The 14,432-nt window shown below is 72.8% G+C and carries 15 protein-coding genes; 4 read left to right on the top strand and 11 right to left on the bottom strand.

The genetic code is table 11. The features are described from left to right. Positions 1-18: 18 nt before the first annotated feature. Entirely contained in the window at positions 19-507 is a 489-nt protein-coding gene (locus tag ACWEVN_RS07750) for a MarR family winged helix-turn-helix transcriptional regulator (RefSeq protein WP_449685933.1), read from the bottom strand. Between the two features lie 28 nt (positions 508-535). Here ACWEVN_RS07750 and ACWEVN_RS07745 point away from each other — a divergent pair, with 28 nt between their 5' ends. Next, a complete protein-coding gene (locus ACWEVN_RS07745) occupies positions 536-1,981 on the top strand; it encodes a phenylacetate--CoA ligase family protein (RefSeq protein WP_452050657.1) in 1,446 nt (481 codons plus the stop codon). Here the strand turns inward: ACWEVN_RS07745 and ACWEVN_RS07740 are convergent. After that, a complete protein-coding gene (locus ACWEVN_RS07740; protein ID WP_452050656.1) occupies positions 1,978-4,548 on the bottom strand; it encodes a hypothetical protein in 2,571 nt (856 codons plus the stop codon). The two genes, ACWEVN_RS07745 and ACWEVN_RS07740, sit on opposite strands and share 4 nt — an antisense overlap. Before the next feature lie 46 nt (positions 4,549-4,594). Then, positions 4,595-4,903: a DUF4326 domain-containing protein gene (locus tag ACWEVN_RS07735; RefSeq protein WP_449685930.1), complete on the bottom strand. Its 309-nt coding sequence runs from the start codon at positions 4,901-4,903 to the stop codon at positions 4,595-4,597. A 220-nt stretch (positions 4,904-5,123) separates the two neighbouring features. Here ACWEVN_RS07735 and ACWEVN_RS07730 point away from each other — a divergent pair, with 220 nt between their 5' ends. Beyond that, entirely contained in the window at positions 5,124-5,516 is a 393-nt protein-coding gene (locus tag ACWEVN_RS07730; protein WP_449685929.1) for an STAS domain-containing protein, read from the top strand. A 4-nt stretch (positions 5,517-5,520) separates the two neighbouring features. Here the strand turns inward: ACWEVN_RS07730 and ACWEVN_RS07725 are convergent, their stop codons facing one another. The 7 genes from ACWEVN_RS07725 to cutA form a co-directional block, all read right to left on the bottom strand. Next, positions 5,521-5,901 carry a response regulator gene (locus ACWEVN_RS07725; RefSeq protein ID WP_452050655.1) on the bottom strand — a complete coding sequence of 127 codons (381 nt, stop codon included), beginning with the start codon at positions 5,899-5,901 and terminating at the stop codon, positions 5,521-5,523. Then, positions 5,898-7,319 (bottom strand): PAS domain-containing sensor histidine kinase, encoded by a 1,422-nt coding sequence (locus ACWEVN_RS07720; protein ID WP_452050654.1) that lies wholly within the window; start codon positions 7,317-7,319, stop codon positions 5,898-5,900. The genes ACWEVN_RS07725 and ACWEVN_RS07720 overlap by 4 nt, the downstream gene beginning before the upstream one ends. A gap of 50 nt (positions 7,320-7,369) precedes the next feature. Next, positions 7,370-7,768 carry an ATP-binding protein gene (locus tag ACWEVN_RS07715; protein WP_449685927.1) on the bottom strand — a complete coding sequence of 133 codons (399 nt, stop codon included), beginning with the start codon at positions 7,766-7,768 and terminating at the stop codon, positions 7,370-7,372. A 71-nt stretch (positions 7,769-7,839) separates the two neighbouring features. Continuing rightward, entirely contained in the window at positions 7,840-8,481 is a 642-nt protein-coding gene (locus tag ACWEVN_RS07710; protein ID WP_449675641.1) for a response regulator transcription factor, read from the bottom strand. Between the two features lie 129 nt (positions 8,482-8,610). Beyond that, a complete protein-coding gene (locus ACWEVN_RS07705) occupies positions 8,611-9,075 on the bottom strand; it encodes a DUF6292 family protein (protein ID WP_310973171.1) in 465 nt (154 codons plus the stop codon). Between the two features lie 67 nt (positions 9,076-9,142). Beyond that, the gene (locus ACWEVN_RS07700) at positions 9,143-9,850 is read right to left on the bottom strand and encodes an RraA family protein (RefSeq protein ID WP_449675644.1); all 708 of its coding nucleotides are present in this window, start codon (positions 9,848-9,850) and stop codon (positions 9,143-9,145) included. Between the two features lie 9 nt (positions 9,851-9,859). Next, positions 9,860-10,183, bottom strand: a complete 324-nt coding sequence (gene cutA / locus ACWEVN_RS07695; RefSeq protein ID WP_310973173.1) for a divalent-cation tolerance protein CutA — start codon at positions 10,181-10,183, stop codon at positions 9,860-9,862. A gap of 102 nt (positions 10,184-10,285) precedes the next feature. Between cutA and ACWEVN_RS07690 the strand changes: the two genes are divergently transcribed. After that, positions 10,286-11,692, top strand: a complete 1,407-nt coding sequence (locus ACWEVN_RS07690) for a hypothetical protein (RefSeq protein WP_452050653.1) — start codon at positions 10,286-10,288, stop codon at positions 11,690-11,692. A 56-nt stretch (positions 11,693-11,748) separates the two neighbouring features. Next, the gene (locus tag ACWEVN_RS07685) at positions 11,749-12,900 is read left to right on the top strand and encodes an FAD-dependent monooxygenase (protein ID WP_452050652.1); all 1,152 of its coding nucleotides are present in this window, start codon (positions 11,749-11,751) and stop codon (positions 12,898-12,900) included. Here ACWEVN_RS07685 and ACWEVN_RS07680 read toward each other — a convergent pair. Next, the coding region (locus ACWEVN_RS07680; RefSeq protein WP_452050651.1) for a vitamin B12 dependent-methionine synthase activation domain-containing protein at positions 12,882-14,432 on the bottom strand (1,551 nt) is incomplete at its 5' end. The genes ACWEVN_RS07685 and ACWEVN_RS07680 overlap by 19 nt on opposite strands.

Below are 14,432 nucleotides of genomic sequence, written 5' to 3'. Positions count from 1 at the left end.
ACCGTACCCCCGGGGCAATCAGGCTTCCGGTGCCCGCCGCTGCCCCGAAAGCGCCCCCAGGGCGCGGACGCCGTGCTGGAGGCCCTCGCGGAACGTCGCCCGCTGGCCCGGGCTCAGGTCCGCCAGGAGCGCGTTCTCCAGCTCCGTGACCGCCGGCGCGCAGCCCACCAGCAGCTCGCGTCCGGCTTCGGTGAGGCCCGCCAGCAGGACGCGCTTGTTGTCCGCCTTCGGGGTTCGCGCGATCAAGCCGCGCTTCTCCAGCGTCAGCACCATTTCGTGCATCGTCTGCGGACGGAGGAACGACCGGCGGGCCAGCTGGGCCGAGGACAGGGCTCCACTGGCCTCCAGCACGCTCAGCGCCGTGTACTGCAGCGTCGTCAGCCCGAGCGGCCGCAGGGCGTCGTCGAGCAGCGCCCTGATCACCAGCTCGAGCCGTTTGACCAGGTACAGGGTCAACGGCGGGCCGGCGGGCTGCTCCTGGGCCGAGGTCGTCACGGCGCCCATCATGGCACGGTTGCGCCGCTATGCTCCGATCATGGACCTCGGCCGGCAGACCCGCGTGCGGCAGGCGCTCGACTCCTTCTTCGGCCCCGCGGACCCGGCGCCGGAAACCGCCGTCCTCGAACTGTTCCACCGCACCGCGGAAACCGTGCCCGCGTACCGGAAGTTCCTGCGGGAGCACGGGATCGAGCCGCGGGCCATCCGGACCATGGCGGACTTCCGGACGCTGCCCCGCACCGACAAGGCCGGCTACCACCGGAAGCACCCGCTGCCCGAGCTCTGCCGCGGCGGTACCTTCGACGGGCTCGACATGATCGCCGTCTCCTCCGGCTCCAGCGGCCGGCCCACGATCTGGCCGCGGGCCCTCGAAGACGAGCTGCACGTCGCCCGGCGGTTCGAAACCGTCCTGGTCGACGCCTTCGCGGCCGATCGGCGCCGCACCCTCGCCGTCGTCTGTTTCCCGCTCGGCACCTGGGTCGGCGGCCTGTTCACCACGGCCTGCGTGCGCCACCTCGCCGCCAAGGGCTGCCCTGTCACCGTCGTGGCGCCCGGCAACAACAAGGCCGAGATCCTGCGCGTGCTGCCCGAACTCGCGCCGCACTTCGACCAGGTCGTCCTGCTCGGTTACCCGCCGTTCGTCAAGGACGTCGTCGACACCGGACGCGCCGAGGGCGTCGACTGGCCCTCCTACGCCGTCAAGCTCGTGCTCGCCGGCGAAGTCTTCAGCGAGCAGTGGCGCGAGCTGGTCGCCGGGCGGGCCGGGATCGCCGACCCCGTCCGCGACATCGCGTCGCTCTACGGGACGGCCGACGCGGGCGTGCTCGGCACCGAAACGCCCCTGTCGGCGAGCATCCGCCGGTTCTTCGCCGGCCGCCCGGAGCTGGCCCGCGAGGTCTTCGGTGACGCGCGGCTGCCGACGCTCGTGCAGTACGACCCGGCGAGCCGCTTCTTCGAGGTCCAGGACGGCACGCTGCTGTTCACCGCGGACGGCGGCATCCCGCTCGTCCGCTACCACATCGCCGACGACGGCGGGCTCCTCTCGCACGCCGGGCTGCTGGACTTCTGCGCCCGGCACGGCTTCACCCCGCCACCGGGCCCCGAGCTGCCGTTCGTCTACGTGTTCGGCCGCTCGCTGTTCACGGTGTCGTTCTTCGGTGCCAACGTCTACCCGGAGAACGTCACCGTCGGCCTGGAGCAGCCCGGCATCAGCGACACCGTGACCGGCAAGTTCGTCATCGAGTCGGTCGAGGACGCCGACCGCGACCGCCGGCTGCGCATCACCGTGGAGACCGCACCGGGCACCACCGCCGACGCCGGCCGGATCGCGACGGCCGTGCGAGACCAGCTCGTCCGGTTGAACAGCGAGTTCGCCCACTACGTCCCGGCGGAGCGGCAGCTGCCGGACGTCGTCCTGCGCCCGGCGGGCGACCCCGAGTACTTCCCGGCCGGGGTGAAGCACCGCTACACGCGGCCGGGCTAGGGCCGGGCGAGTTTGCGGAACCGCTCGCGGCGCTCGTCGGCCGACGAGCCGTCGGCGATGTCGTCGTCGAACCACGAGCACAGCGCCGCCCACAGTTCGGCGCAGCTCGCGAAGTCCTCGATGGTGGACTGCTCGGTCAGCTCGGCGATGTCCGCGACCAGGTGGTCCAGGCGGCGGTCGCAGAGCCGGACGTACTCGCGGACGACGATGTTCGCGTCCAGGTTCGTCTTCGCCCGTGGGCCGGCCGCGCCCCGCAGCTGGGCGTGCAGGCTTTCCTCGCAGTACAGCGGGAATCCGGAGATCGAGCCCGGGTAGCCGGACTCCGCCGCCCACTCGCGGAACGCGCAGATCGCCTGGTAGCGCGTGTACCAGTCCTGTTTCCCGGCCGCCAGGCTCGCCAGCTTCCGCCAGGCGTCGCGGTCGGCCGATCGCCAGCGGTCGAGGGTGCGGCCGTCCGGGGGCGGGCCCTCGGCGAGCGCGCGGACGCGCCAGAAGTGCGCCCGGCAGCCCGCGATCTCGGCGACCAACCGGCGGACGTAGCCGACCTGCTCCCAGACGTGGGCGCGTTGCGGCCGCAGCGGCGCCGCCCGGTCCGGGGAGAACGTCACCATCTCGAACACGCGGAACAGCTCGTGGCCGCGCAGGGCGGCGAGGTCCGGGTCCTCCCCCATCACCCAGGAGCGGCGCTCCGGCAGCCGTCCGCTGTGGCTGATCGTCGCCGCGTGGTAGAGCTCGCGGACCGCGCGGCGGGCCACCTCGTCGCGCGATTCGCCGAGCAGACGCGGGTTGCGCGCGCGATCACGCAGGTCGCGCTCGCCGCGCGGGCCGACTTCGAGCATCGCCACCGCGTACACGCTCGCCGCGTTGTAGCACTCCTCCCACGACTTGCGGGGCCCCGCGGCTTCGACGGTGGCGTCGAGCCTGCCCGGGTCGGGTGGCCAGCGCCGGTCCGGGCAGACGTCGGCCAGCCGGACGCGGCTGCCGGGGTAGGCGGGCTGGGGTTCGGGCACCGCGCCGGTGACCGGTTCGACGTCCGCCATCGCGCGCCGCAGCACCGACCAGACCAGGGACAGGTCGAGCGCGCGGTTGGTCAGCTGCTGCCAGCTGCGGCGCCAGCGCCGGCCGAACCGCCGGTAGTCCTCGATGAGCCGCTCGATCTCGTACTGCGACAGCGCGCAGAAGTAAGACCGCATCTCCGCCGCGCGCTGGTTGTACTCGGCGAGCTGCTCCGGGGTCGCCTCGCTGACCAGGAGTTCCTCGACCGGCACCTTCAGCACGCGCCGGTGCAGCTCCAGGCGCTTCTCGCGCGGGATCGCGTACGGGCGCGTCCGGACGTCGAGGTCGACGTAGCGGCGGAAGCGCAGCTCGATCGCCGCCCGCAGCTCGGCACGGCGCTGCGCCCGCGCGTCGCCGGGGGTGCCCGCGGTGGTGCGCCGCACCCACAAGGACCCGGCCACGGAGTCGCCGTGGCCGAGGACGAGCGCGTGCCGGTAGCGGGCGATGAGCAGGGCGACGTCGCGGCCGCGGCCGGCGTGGCGGGGCTGGCGCGCGAAGTCGGGGCCGATCCACCAGCGGGCCAGCCGCGGGTGTCCCCGGCTGCACACGGTGATCACGTCGTCGTAGGTGGCGAGCGCGTCGAGGTGCAGGTCGAGCTGTTCCTGCAGGGCGGCGATCTCGAGTCTGATGTAGACGTTCGCCGGGTCGAGGCTGACCGCGCGGTAGTACTCCGCGAGGGCCTCGTCGTAGCGGCGGTAGGCGATGAAGTGGTTGGCGCGCTGGTAGGCGTCGAAGAGCTCGTACGGGATCTTCGCGCCGCGCCAGGCGGACCAGTGGATGTTGGAGCGGACGTACCCGCTGCGCGGGATGACCAGCGCGGCCACCGCGTTCGCCGCGCGGTGCAGCACGCGCGGCCAGTTCGCGTCCTCGATCACCAGCGGGCTCGCGGCGAAGCGCGGGACGCGCACGAGTTCCAGGATGAGCTGGTGGCGGCCGGGGGTGTTGCCGGGCCGGACGGTGCCGGTGACGGTGAACGCGGCGGGCGGCTGGGCGAGCCGGATCACCTTGGTGACGGCCTTCCACCAGCCCTCCGCGGCGTCACCGGCGTGCTCGACGATCTGGAGGAAGTCGTACGAGCTCCCGGCGCCCGGGACCGGGGTCGGGGTGTAGAGGCGGGAGTCGTTGAGGAACCGCTTGAAGGTGGCGGTCAGCTCGACGGCGGAGTCGATCTCGCGGTCGTGGCTGCCTTCGGGCCGTTCGTCGACGAACACCCGGATGTCGATCTGGTTGGCCCGGTAGGCGGCGGCTTCCAGCCGCGCCTTGCCGATGAAGTACAACGTCAGGACGGCCGACACGAGCACCACGGACGTCTGCAGGACGGTCCAGGTGATCACGGTGGCGACCTTCGGGTCCCGCACGAACGTCCAGGACTGGAAGAACGGCAGGTAGGGCACGACGGCGAAGCCGGCCGCGACGAGTCCCGCCGCCACCGCCGCCAGCCACCACCGGATCCGGTGAGCCGCGGGGAGTTCGGCCTGGTCGAACCCGCCGAGTCGCCGCGCGTGCACCATCAATCACCCCCTCGTGTCAGGTTACTCGCACAGGGGGTCCGTTCTGTTACGGCCCGTTATCCGCGAGCTCGGCGATCACCTGGGCGTGACACGGTTCGGGGACGCACCAGCACCCGAGGCGGCGACCGCGCAGCCCGGGCAGCAGCTCCAGCAGGTCCGGCCGGGACAGCAGGTACTCGCGGTACCGGGCGACGACGTCCTCGCGCGTGCCGTCCGGGCCGGGCCGGAACGGGCTGGCCAGCTTCGACGCCTCGAGGTGCCAGCCGCCGCGGTGCATCGCCCGCCCGACGTAGACGACGTCGGCGTAGTCCGGGTCGTCCCGGTGTCCCTTCAGGTTGACGACCGTGGTCGGCATCCGGCCTCCTTCACCCGTCTGGTCCATTGTCCACCGGTTCGCCGCCCATCCGGTTGCGGCCCGATGGTCCGCCTAGTGCAGATGCACTATGCTGATGGCTCACGGTTGAGCCGTCAGCCGCTGCCGGACGTTCCGCGCCCGGGCCGGCAGGCTGCCCCGTCCGGCATCCCCGTCCCGCAACGTCCGGTCCGCTCCCGCTGCCCGACGAAAGGGTGCCGCGATGGTTCCGGAACCACGCTCGGCCGACCACCGGCTCACCGACGCCGACTGGCTCCACGCCGGTGGCCACATGTCCCTGCGCGTGCGCTCCCCCGGCGCCGGCACCCTGCTCGTCGAGGTGACCGGCGAAGTCGACCTGAGCACCGCGCGCCGCCTCGACGAAGTCCTGCAGGACCGGGTCCGCGGTGACCTCGGCGACCTCGTCATCGATCTGGCCGGGGTCACGTTCTTCTCGGTCGCCGGGCTCAACTCGCTGCTGCGCGCCCAGCTGCTCGCCGACTCCGCCGGCGCCCGCCTCACCGTGGACGCCGGGCGTTCGCGGGCGGTGCGGCGGCTGTTCACGCTGCTGCCGACCGACTTCGACTGCGTCGCCAACGTCCGGCCGGTGCCCTGACCGCTCACCCCGCCGCCTGCCGGCCCAGCCGCCGGACGGCTTCGACGATCGCCGTGTTCGGCGCGCCCTTCACCAGGTACTCGGTGACGCCGGCCGCGGCCAGGCCGGCGATGGAGGCCCGGTCGGCGTAGGCGGAAAAGGCCAGGATGGCGGTGTCCGGGCTGCGCCGGGCGATCTCGCGGGCCGCCCGGGCCCCGCCGCCGCCCGGCATCCGGACGTCGAGGACGGCGACCGCGGGCCGGTGCCGCTCGGCGAGCAGGATCGCCTCGTCGGCGTCGCCGGCCACCGCGACCACGGCGATGCCGTCCTCGGCCTCCAGGACTTCCTTGAGGACGTCGCGGATCAGCACGTCGTCGTCGGAGATCAACACCCGCAGCTCGGTCACGGTTCGAGCTCCGTCGCGTCGGGCAGCAGGGGCAGCCAGAACTCGACGACGGTGCCTTCGCCAGGCGTGCTGTCGACCGAGAGCCAGCCGTGCGCGGCTTCGGCGCGTTCATGCATCTCGACCAGCCCGAAGTGGCCCGAGCCGGCGTCGCCACCGGCCGTGCCGACGCCGTCGTCGGTGATCCGCACCAGGGTGCCGTTGTCCACTGTGGACAGGATGACGGCGACCCGGGTGGCGCGCGCGTGCTTGTGGACGTTGCTGAGCGCCTCCTGGCAGATCCGGTACACGGTGATCGCCGCTTCGGGCGACGGCTCGGCGGTGAGCTCGTCGCGCACCTCGTGCGCCAAGCCCCAGCGGCCCGCGACCTCGTCGGTGTAGGCCGAGATGGCCTCCACCAGGCCGTGCCGGTCGAGTTCCGGCGGCCGCAGCCGGGAGACCAGGCCGCGCAGCCGGGCGATCGCGGCGGCGACCGACTCGTCGAGGCCGCCGACGGCGCTCGCGTGCGGTTCCGGCAGCCGGGAGGCCAGCAGCTGCAGGCGCATGCCGACGGCCACCATGGACTGGATCGACTCGTCGTGGACGTCCCAGGCGATCCGGCGCCGCTCCACCTCCTGGGCCTCGACGAGGTGCCCGACCAGCCGGCGGCGTTCGCGCAGGGTTTGTTCGGCGTTGCGGCGTTCGGTCATGTCGCGGGTGACCTTCCCGAATCCGTGCAGCCGGCCGTGCTCGTCGTACAACGCCGTGATCACCACGTTCGCCCAGAAGCGGGTGCCGTCCTTGCGCACCCGCCACCCCTCGTCCTCCAGCCGCCCTTCCTCGACGGCGACCTCCAGCTCCCAGGCCGGTTTCCCGGCGGCCACGTCCTCGGCCGGGTAGAACACCGAGAAGTGCTGCCCGATGATCTCCTCGGCCGCGTACCCCTTGATCCGCTCGGCGCCGGCGTTCCAGCTGGAGATGTGCCCCCCGGTGTCCAGCATGAAGATGCCGTAGTCCTGGACGCTCTGGACGAGCAGGCGGAACCGTTCTTCGCTCTCCCGCAGCGCCAGCTCGGCCGCGCGGCGCTCGGTCAGGTCCCGGATGACCTTCCCGAACCCGTGCAGCCGCCCCTGCTCGTCGTACAACGCCGTGATCACCACGTTCGCCCAGAACCGGGTGCCGTCTTCGCGCACCCGCCACCCCTCGTCCTCCAGCCGCCCCTCGGCGACGGCGACCTCCAGCTCCCGGGCGGGCTTGCCCGCCGCGACGTCCTCGGGCGGGTGGAAGACCGAGAAGTGCCGCCCGGCGATCTCCTCCGCCGCGTACCCGGTGATGCGCTCCGCCCCCGCGTTCCACGTCGAGATCCGGCCCTCGGTGTCGAGCATGAAGATCCCGTAGTCCAGCACTCCCTGCACCAGGAGGCGGAACCGGTCGTCGTCCATGCGGCAACTCTGCCGGATGACCGCCCGCCCGGCACGGCCACGAACCCGGCTCAGCCCGCGAGTTCGGCCGCCGAGGCGGGCAGGACGCACCAGACCACCTTCCCGCGGCCGTGGCGTTCGGTTCCCCGCACCGAGGACAGGCGGTCGACCAGGACGAGCCCCCAGCCGCCGTCGGCTCCCGCCGGGCGCCGGACCGGCGGTGCCGGGCTGTCGTCGAAGACCTCGATGCGGACGTCCGCGCCGTCCACGCTCAGCCGCAGGACCGGGTCGCCGACGCCGTGGCGCAGCGCGTTCGTCGCGAGCTCGGTGACGACGAGCAGCGCGTCGTCGACGGCGCGGCCGTCGGTCCAGGCCAGCAGGGCGAGCCGGGTGAACCGGCGGGCGAGCGCGAGCCCGGGGGCCGAGCCGGTCAGCACGCACTCCGCGGTGAGCGGGGCAGGGATGGTCACCCGGTAAGCCTCGTCGAAGCGGCTCGGGCGGCGCGAGATGCAAAAGCCCTCCCGCGGCTGGTGCAGCTGCATCAGCCGATGAGGCCCTCCCGGCGGGCCACCGCGACCGCTTCGAGCTTCGAGCGCGCGCCGAGCTTCTCCAGCACCCGCTGGACGTGGTTGCGCGTGGTGTTGCGGGAGACGCCCAGCCGCCGCCCGATCTCGTCGGTGGTCGCGCCTTCGGCGAGCAGGTCGAGGGTCTCGCGTTCCCGCGCGGTCAGCGCCGCACCCCCGCCGCGGCCGGTGAGCCGGTCGAAGACGCCGGGCAGCAGCTCCGGGTCGAAGACGACCCCGCCGGCGGCGACGTCCCGCACGGCGGATTCCAGCACGCCGAGCTGGGAGGACTTCAGCAGCAGCCCCGCACCGCCCGCCTTGGCGACCTGCACGGCGATCGCGGGCGTCGCGTCGCCGGTCAGCACCAGCACCCGCGCCCCGCCCGAGCCGAGCTGCGCGAGGACGCCGAGGGCGTCGCCGTCGGCGAGCCGCCGGTCCAGCACCACGACGTCGGGGGCGTGCTCGGCGACGTCGGCCACCGCCTCCGCCCGGGACCGCGCCCGGCCGACCACGGTGATCCCGTCGGCGCGGTCGAGGGCCTGCTGGAGGGCCTCGGCGACCATGTCGTGGTCCTCCACGAGCAGGACACGGACTGGTCGGGGCTCCTCGGCGCTGCTCACGGTGGTCCCTCACTCCGGTTACGGCTGTGACAACCGGGGCTTCGCCCCGAGCCGGGGGCTTCGCCACCCGGGCCCCCGAAAGCGGTGTGCCCACCCATCCTAGGCGGCCGAGCGCGGGATCGCCGCCGGTCACCAGGCCGGGGAGCTCGGCCGCAGCAGGCCTTCGGGACCGGTGACCGGCAGCCAGTCGACGAGCTCCTCGTGGTGCCCGGCCGCCCGGAACACCGGCGGCCGGAACGACCCGGCGGGCGACCCGGCGACCCGCAGCACCTCGAGGAACCGGGCGACCACGCGCGGCGCGGGCAGCACCTCGGGGCCGCCGAGGTAGGCGAGCGGTTTCGCCGCCCCGCCGCCCGCGGGCTCGACGACCGCCGACCAGCCGTGCACCTCGTCCCAGATCAGGGCGAGGTCGTGCCCCGGCAGGTCGGGGAGCGTGCGGTCGAGGGCGACGTACCCGGAGGCGGGCTCGTCGAGGTCGAGCGAACACGATTCGAAGCCGACGCCGACCGCCCGGGCGACCCGGGCGAGGTAGGCACGCAGCCCCCGGGCGAAGTGGTATTCGATGTCCCGGCCGAAGCCGATGAGCGTGTTCATGGTTCCGCCTCCCGCGCCCGCTGCAGGCCCGGGATACCCGATCAGGCGGGTGATCACACTTTCGCGCTCACTCTTCAATCGCGCCGCCCACGGCCCGGAGATGGGCGCGGAAAGTCAACGCCGGATTCGTTTCCCGCGCCGCAAGAAAGTCACCGAACCGCACCTGCTGCCGCAACGGTTCGCCGCCGCGGATGCGGTCGGCCTGGCGCCGTTCGGTGTCGCGGATTCCTTCGGCGAGGGTGAACAATTCACCCGCACGGGCGAGCGGGACGAAAAGGACCCCGTCGTCGTCGCCGAGCACGAGGTCGGCCGGCCCGATCCGCCACGTGCCGACGATCGCTTCGGCCAGCCCGCCGTCGATGCGGGGCCCCAGGCTGAGCGGGCCGGTGGGCAGCGAGCCGAGGCTGAACACCGGCAGCCCGATGGCGCGGATGTCCGCGGTGTCGCGGTGCAGGCCCCAGATCACCACCCCGGACAGCCCGGCGGCGCGCGCCTCGAGCACCACGAGGTCCCCGACGCAGCTTTCGTCGAGCCGTCCGCCGTTGTCGACCACCAGGACGCCGCCGCCGGGGGCGTCCTCGAACGCCTCGAGGAAGACGTCGACGCTGCCGACGTGCCGGGCCGGAACGGCCGGCCCGAACAGCCGGCTGCCCGGCACCACGGCTCGGGTCGGGGCCGGTGCGCACCGCACCGGGAGCCCGGCGCGGATGCACGCGTCGGCGAGGTGGGCGGTGGTCAGCGTCGCGAAGCGCTGCCTGAGTCCATCGTGGTCCATGCGCCGAATCTAGCCAGCGGTCTCCTCGGTCAGCCACGCCAGGTATTCGGCGCTGCCCCCGGTGATCGGCGTGGCGACGACCTCCGGCAGGTCGTAGCCGTGCAGCTGCCGGAGGCGTTCGGTGAGCGCGGGCACCCGTTCGGCGGTGGTCTTGATTTCCACCCGCCACTCCTGATCGGTCTGCACGGCTCCCTCCCACCGGTAGACGCTGGTGATCGGGCCGACGATCTGGGCGCACGCCCCGAGCCGGGCGGCCACCGCCTCGGTGGCCAGCTCGCGGGCCGCGGTTTCCGAGTCCGTCGTGGACGTCACGATCACGTGTTCTGCCGCCATACCGGCGAGATTACCGGTGACCGTTCACCCGGAATTCGAGACAGCGCCACCGCGCGGGCGCCAGGATGGGCCGCGCCCCGTTGCCGACGTGAGGACTCCAGGATGCGCCGTCTGCCCGCACTGGCCACCGCCGCACTCACCGCCTCCGCCCTTTTGCTCCCCGCCACGGCCCACGCCGCGAGCCCGCCGTTCCCCGCGTCGGTCTTCCGCGCGACCCACAACAGCTACTCGGGCAACGTCGACGGCGCCAAGAACTCCCTCGTCTACCAGCTCGACCACGGCGTGCGGTTCCTCGAACTCGACGTGCACGACAACGGCTACGCCACTTCGCACGACTACGCCGTCGGGCACGACTCGCCCGGCAACCTCGTGGACCACAGCGGCGGCAACCCGGCGTCGAACAACCTCCGCGACTGGCTGGCCGTGGTGAACACCTGGTCCGCGCAGCACCCGGCCGCCGCACCGATCGTCGTCATGCTCGACCTCAAGGACGACCTCACCGACAACCCCTCGTTCGCCGCGGGGAACCTGACGGCGCTCAACCAGGAGCTCGAATCGGTGTTCGGCACGCGGCTGCTGCGGGCGCAGGACTACCCGGCGGCGCAGCCGGACGTCGACGCGCTGCGCGGGCGCGTGCTCCCGCTGCTGTCCGGCGACGGCGGCTCCCGCACCGAGTACAAACGCGACGTCGGGTACCACCCGGCCGTCGCGCTCAACGGCCGCGGCCAGGTCGTCGAGGTGCACGACTCCGGGGCCGGCGCGCTCTGGTACTGGACCGGGACCTACGGCGCCGACGGGCGGGTCACCTGGCTGCGGCACGGCAAGTACGACAGCGGGCAGACGCCGGCCGTCGCGCTCAACGACAACGGCGACCTCGTCGAGGTCCACCAGTCGCAGGGCGCGACCACGCTCTGGTCCCACGTCGGCAAGCTCGGCGCGGACGGTGAGATCACCTGGCAGGCCAGCCACCAGTACGACAACGGCGTCCTCCCGACGGTCGCCTTCACCGACGGGACGCACCTGCGGGAGATCCACAAGAGCCAGAGCAACAGCCAGAACTGGGCCTGGGACGGTGTGCTCGCGGGAACCGCGGTGGCGTGGACCGGCAACGCCAAGACGTCCGACGCGCGGTTCGCCAAGGCGACGTCGAGCAGCGCCGGCCGCACGGTGTCGGTGTGGACCGGCGCGGACGGCCCGACCTCGGCGCAGACGCTGCGCGCCGACACCGGCCGCGTCGCCGGTGACCGGATCCGCTACCGCCAGGTCGCCTTCGACGAGTTCCAGAAGGGCGACAGCGCCGAACTGCAGCAGGGTGCGCTGTTCTACGGCGCGCCCGCGACGGAGTCGGCGTTCATCACCTCGGCCCGGCAGGCGGGCAAGCTGGTCCGCGGCTGGGACTTCGACGCCGCGGGCCAGGCCACCACTCCCCTGGCGAACTACCCGGCGACCAACCACCCGTACGACGCTTGGTACCAGACGCTGCTGACGAACAACGGCGCCGTCGAGTAGGCCACCGTCAGCGCTTCGCCAGGGACCGGTAAGCGGCCCTGGCGAAGCTCGGCGGCATGAAGAACCTCACCGTCCTGATCTCCGGCGCGAGCGTCGCCGGCCCCGCGCTGGCCTGGTGGCTGACCCGCTTCGGCTGCACCGTGACCGTCGTCGAACGCGCCCCGGCGCTGCGGCCCGGCGGCCAGGCCGTCGACTTCAAGGGCGCCACCCACCGCGCCGTGCTCGACCGCATGGGCCTCCTCGACGAGGTCCTGCGCCGCCAGACCGGCGGGCAGGACCAGACGATCGTCGACGCGACCGGCAAGCCGCGGGCCGTGATCCCCGGCGAGTTCACCGGCGGCGACATCGAGATCCGCCGCGGCGAGCTGTCGGAAATCCTGTACACCCACACGGACTGCGAATACCTCTTCGGCGACACCGTCACGTCGCTGACCGAGACCACCGGCGGCGTCGACGTCACCTTCGCCCGGGCGGAGCCGCGCCGGTTCGACCTGGTCGTCGGCGCCGACGGCATCCATTCGAACGTCCGGCGGCTCGCGTTCGGCCCGGAGCGCGGCTACGTGCAGTACCTCGGCTACCACTACGCGCTGGCCGAGCTCGGCGAGGAGCTCGGCGGCGGCGACGCGCAGATGTACAACGAGCCGGGCCGGATGGCCACGGTCGGCGGCCCGAAGGCGTCGGCGTTCTTCGTGTTCGCCTCCCCCGAGCTCGACTACGACCGCACCGACACCGACCAGCAGCGGCAGCTGCTGATGGACGCCTACCGGGGCGCGGGCTGGCGGGTGCCGGAGCTGATGGCCCGGATCCCGCAGGCCCGCGAGTTCTACCTGGACTCGCTCAGCCGCGTGACGATCGACGGCTACACCCGCGGCCGGGTCGTGCTGCTCGGCGACGCGGCGTACGGCAACACCCTGGGCGGCTTCGGCACCGGCCTGGCGGTCGTCGGCGCCTACGTGCTGGCCGGCGAGCTGCGCGCCGCCGACGGTGACCACCGGGTCGCGTTCGCCCGCTACGAGGAGCTGATGCGGGACTACGCGAAGGTCTCGCAGCGCGGCAGCGCCGGCCCGTTCCTGGCGCCGCCGTCGCCGCTGCGGATCAAGCTGCGGGACTGGACGTTCAAGTCCCGCTTCCTCCTCGGCCTGATGCTCAAGGCGACCGACAAGTTCGCCACGGACATCGAGCTGCCGGACTACGCCTCGGGGTCGTAGGCCAGGTTGGGGCGGAGCCACTGCTCGACCTCGGCGACCTCGACCCCCTTGCGGCGGGCGTAGTCCTCGACCTGGTCGCGGCCGAGGCGGCCGACGGTGAAGTAGCGGGAGTCCGGGTGGGCGAAGATCAGCCCGGACACGCTCGCCGCCGGGGTCATCGCGAACGACTCCGTCAGGGCCATCCCCAGCCCGTCCGCTTCCAGCAGCTCGAACAGCTCGCGCTTCTGGCTGTGGTCGGGGCTGGCCGGGTAGCCGAGCGCCGGGCGGATGCCGCGGAAGCGCTCCGCGTGCAGGTCCTCCAGCCTCGGCTGCGCGTCCGGCTCGAACCAGTCGCGGCGGGCGCGCAGGTGGATGTGCTCGGCGAACGCCTCGGCGAGGCGGTCGGCCAGCGCCTTGACCATGATCGCGCGGTAGTCGTCCTGCTCGGCCTCGTAGCGCGCGGCCAGCGCCTCGGCGCCGTGGATCGCCACCGCGAAGCCACCGAGGTGGTCGCCGATCGGGGCGATGTAGTCGGCCAGGCAGCGGTTCGCGCGGTCCTCGGGCTTGGCCGTCTGCTGCCGCAGCATCGGGAACTTGACGTGCGCGTGGTCGCCTTCGAGCAGGATGTCGTCGCCCTCGCTGTGCGCCGGCCAGAACGCGTATGCGCCCTTCGCGGTGAAGCTGCCTTCGGCGATGATCTGGTCCAGCAGCGTGTTCGCGTCGTCGAACAGCTCGCGCGCGACCGGCTGCTCGAGGATGGCCGGGTACTTGCCCTTGAGTTCCCAGGCCAGGAAGAGGAACTGCCAGTCGACCATCTCGCGCAGTTCGGCGATGCTCGGCTCGACCACGCGCAGGCCGGTGAACGCCGGGGTCGGCAGGCCGTCGAAAGCCACCTTCTCGGGGTTCGCGCGGGCCTGCTCCAGGGTGAGCATCGGGCGGCGCTGCTTGCTCGCGTGCTGCTCGCGCAGCACTTCCTGGTCGGCCCGGTTCTTCGCGGTCAGCGCGATCGAGCGGTCCGGGTCGAGCAGGTCGGAGACGACGCCGACCACGCGCGAGGCGTCGAGGACGTGCACCGTCGCGTTGTCGTAGGCCGGGGCGATCTTCACCGCGGTGTGCTGCTTGGACGTCGTCGCGCCGCCGATGAGCAGCGGCATCTTCAGCCCGCGCCGCTGCATCTCGGTGGCCACGGCGACCATCTCGTCCAGCGACGGCGTGATCAGCCCGGACAGCCCGACGGCGTCGGCGCCTTCGGTGACCGCGGTGTCGAGGATCTTGCCCGCCGGCACCATCACGCCGAGGTCGATCACCTCGTAGTTGTTGCAGCCGAGGACGACGCCGACGATGTTCTTGCCGATGTCGTGGACGTCGCCCTTGACCGTGGCGAGCACGATCTTGCCCTGGCCACCGCTGGAGGCGAGCCGGCCTTCCCGGCGCGCCTGCTCCTTCTCCGCCTCCATGAACGGCTCGAGGTAGGCGACCGACCGCTTCATCACGCGCGCGCTCTTGACCACCTGCGGCAGGAACATCTTGCCGTAGCCGAACAGGTCGCCGAC

This window comes from Amycolatopsis sp. NPDC003861, from assembly GCF_053605405.1.
This window is presented reverse-complemented; position numbering and strand designations above follow the sequence as displayed.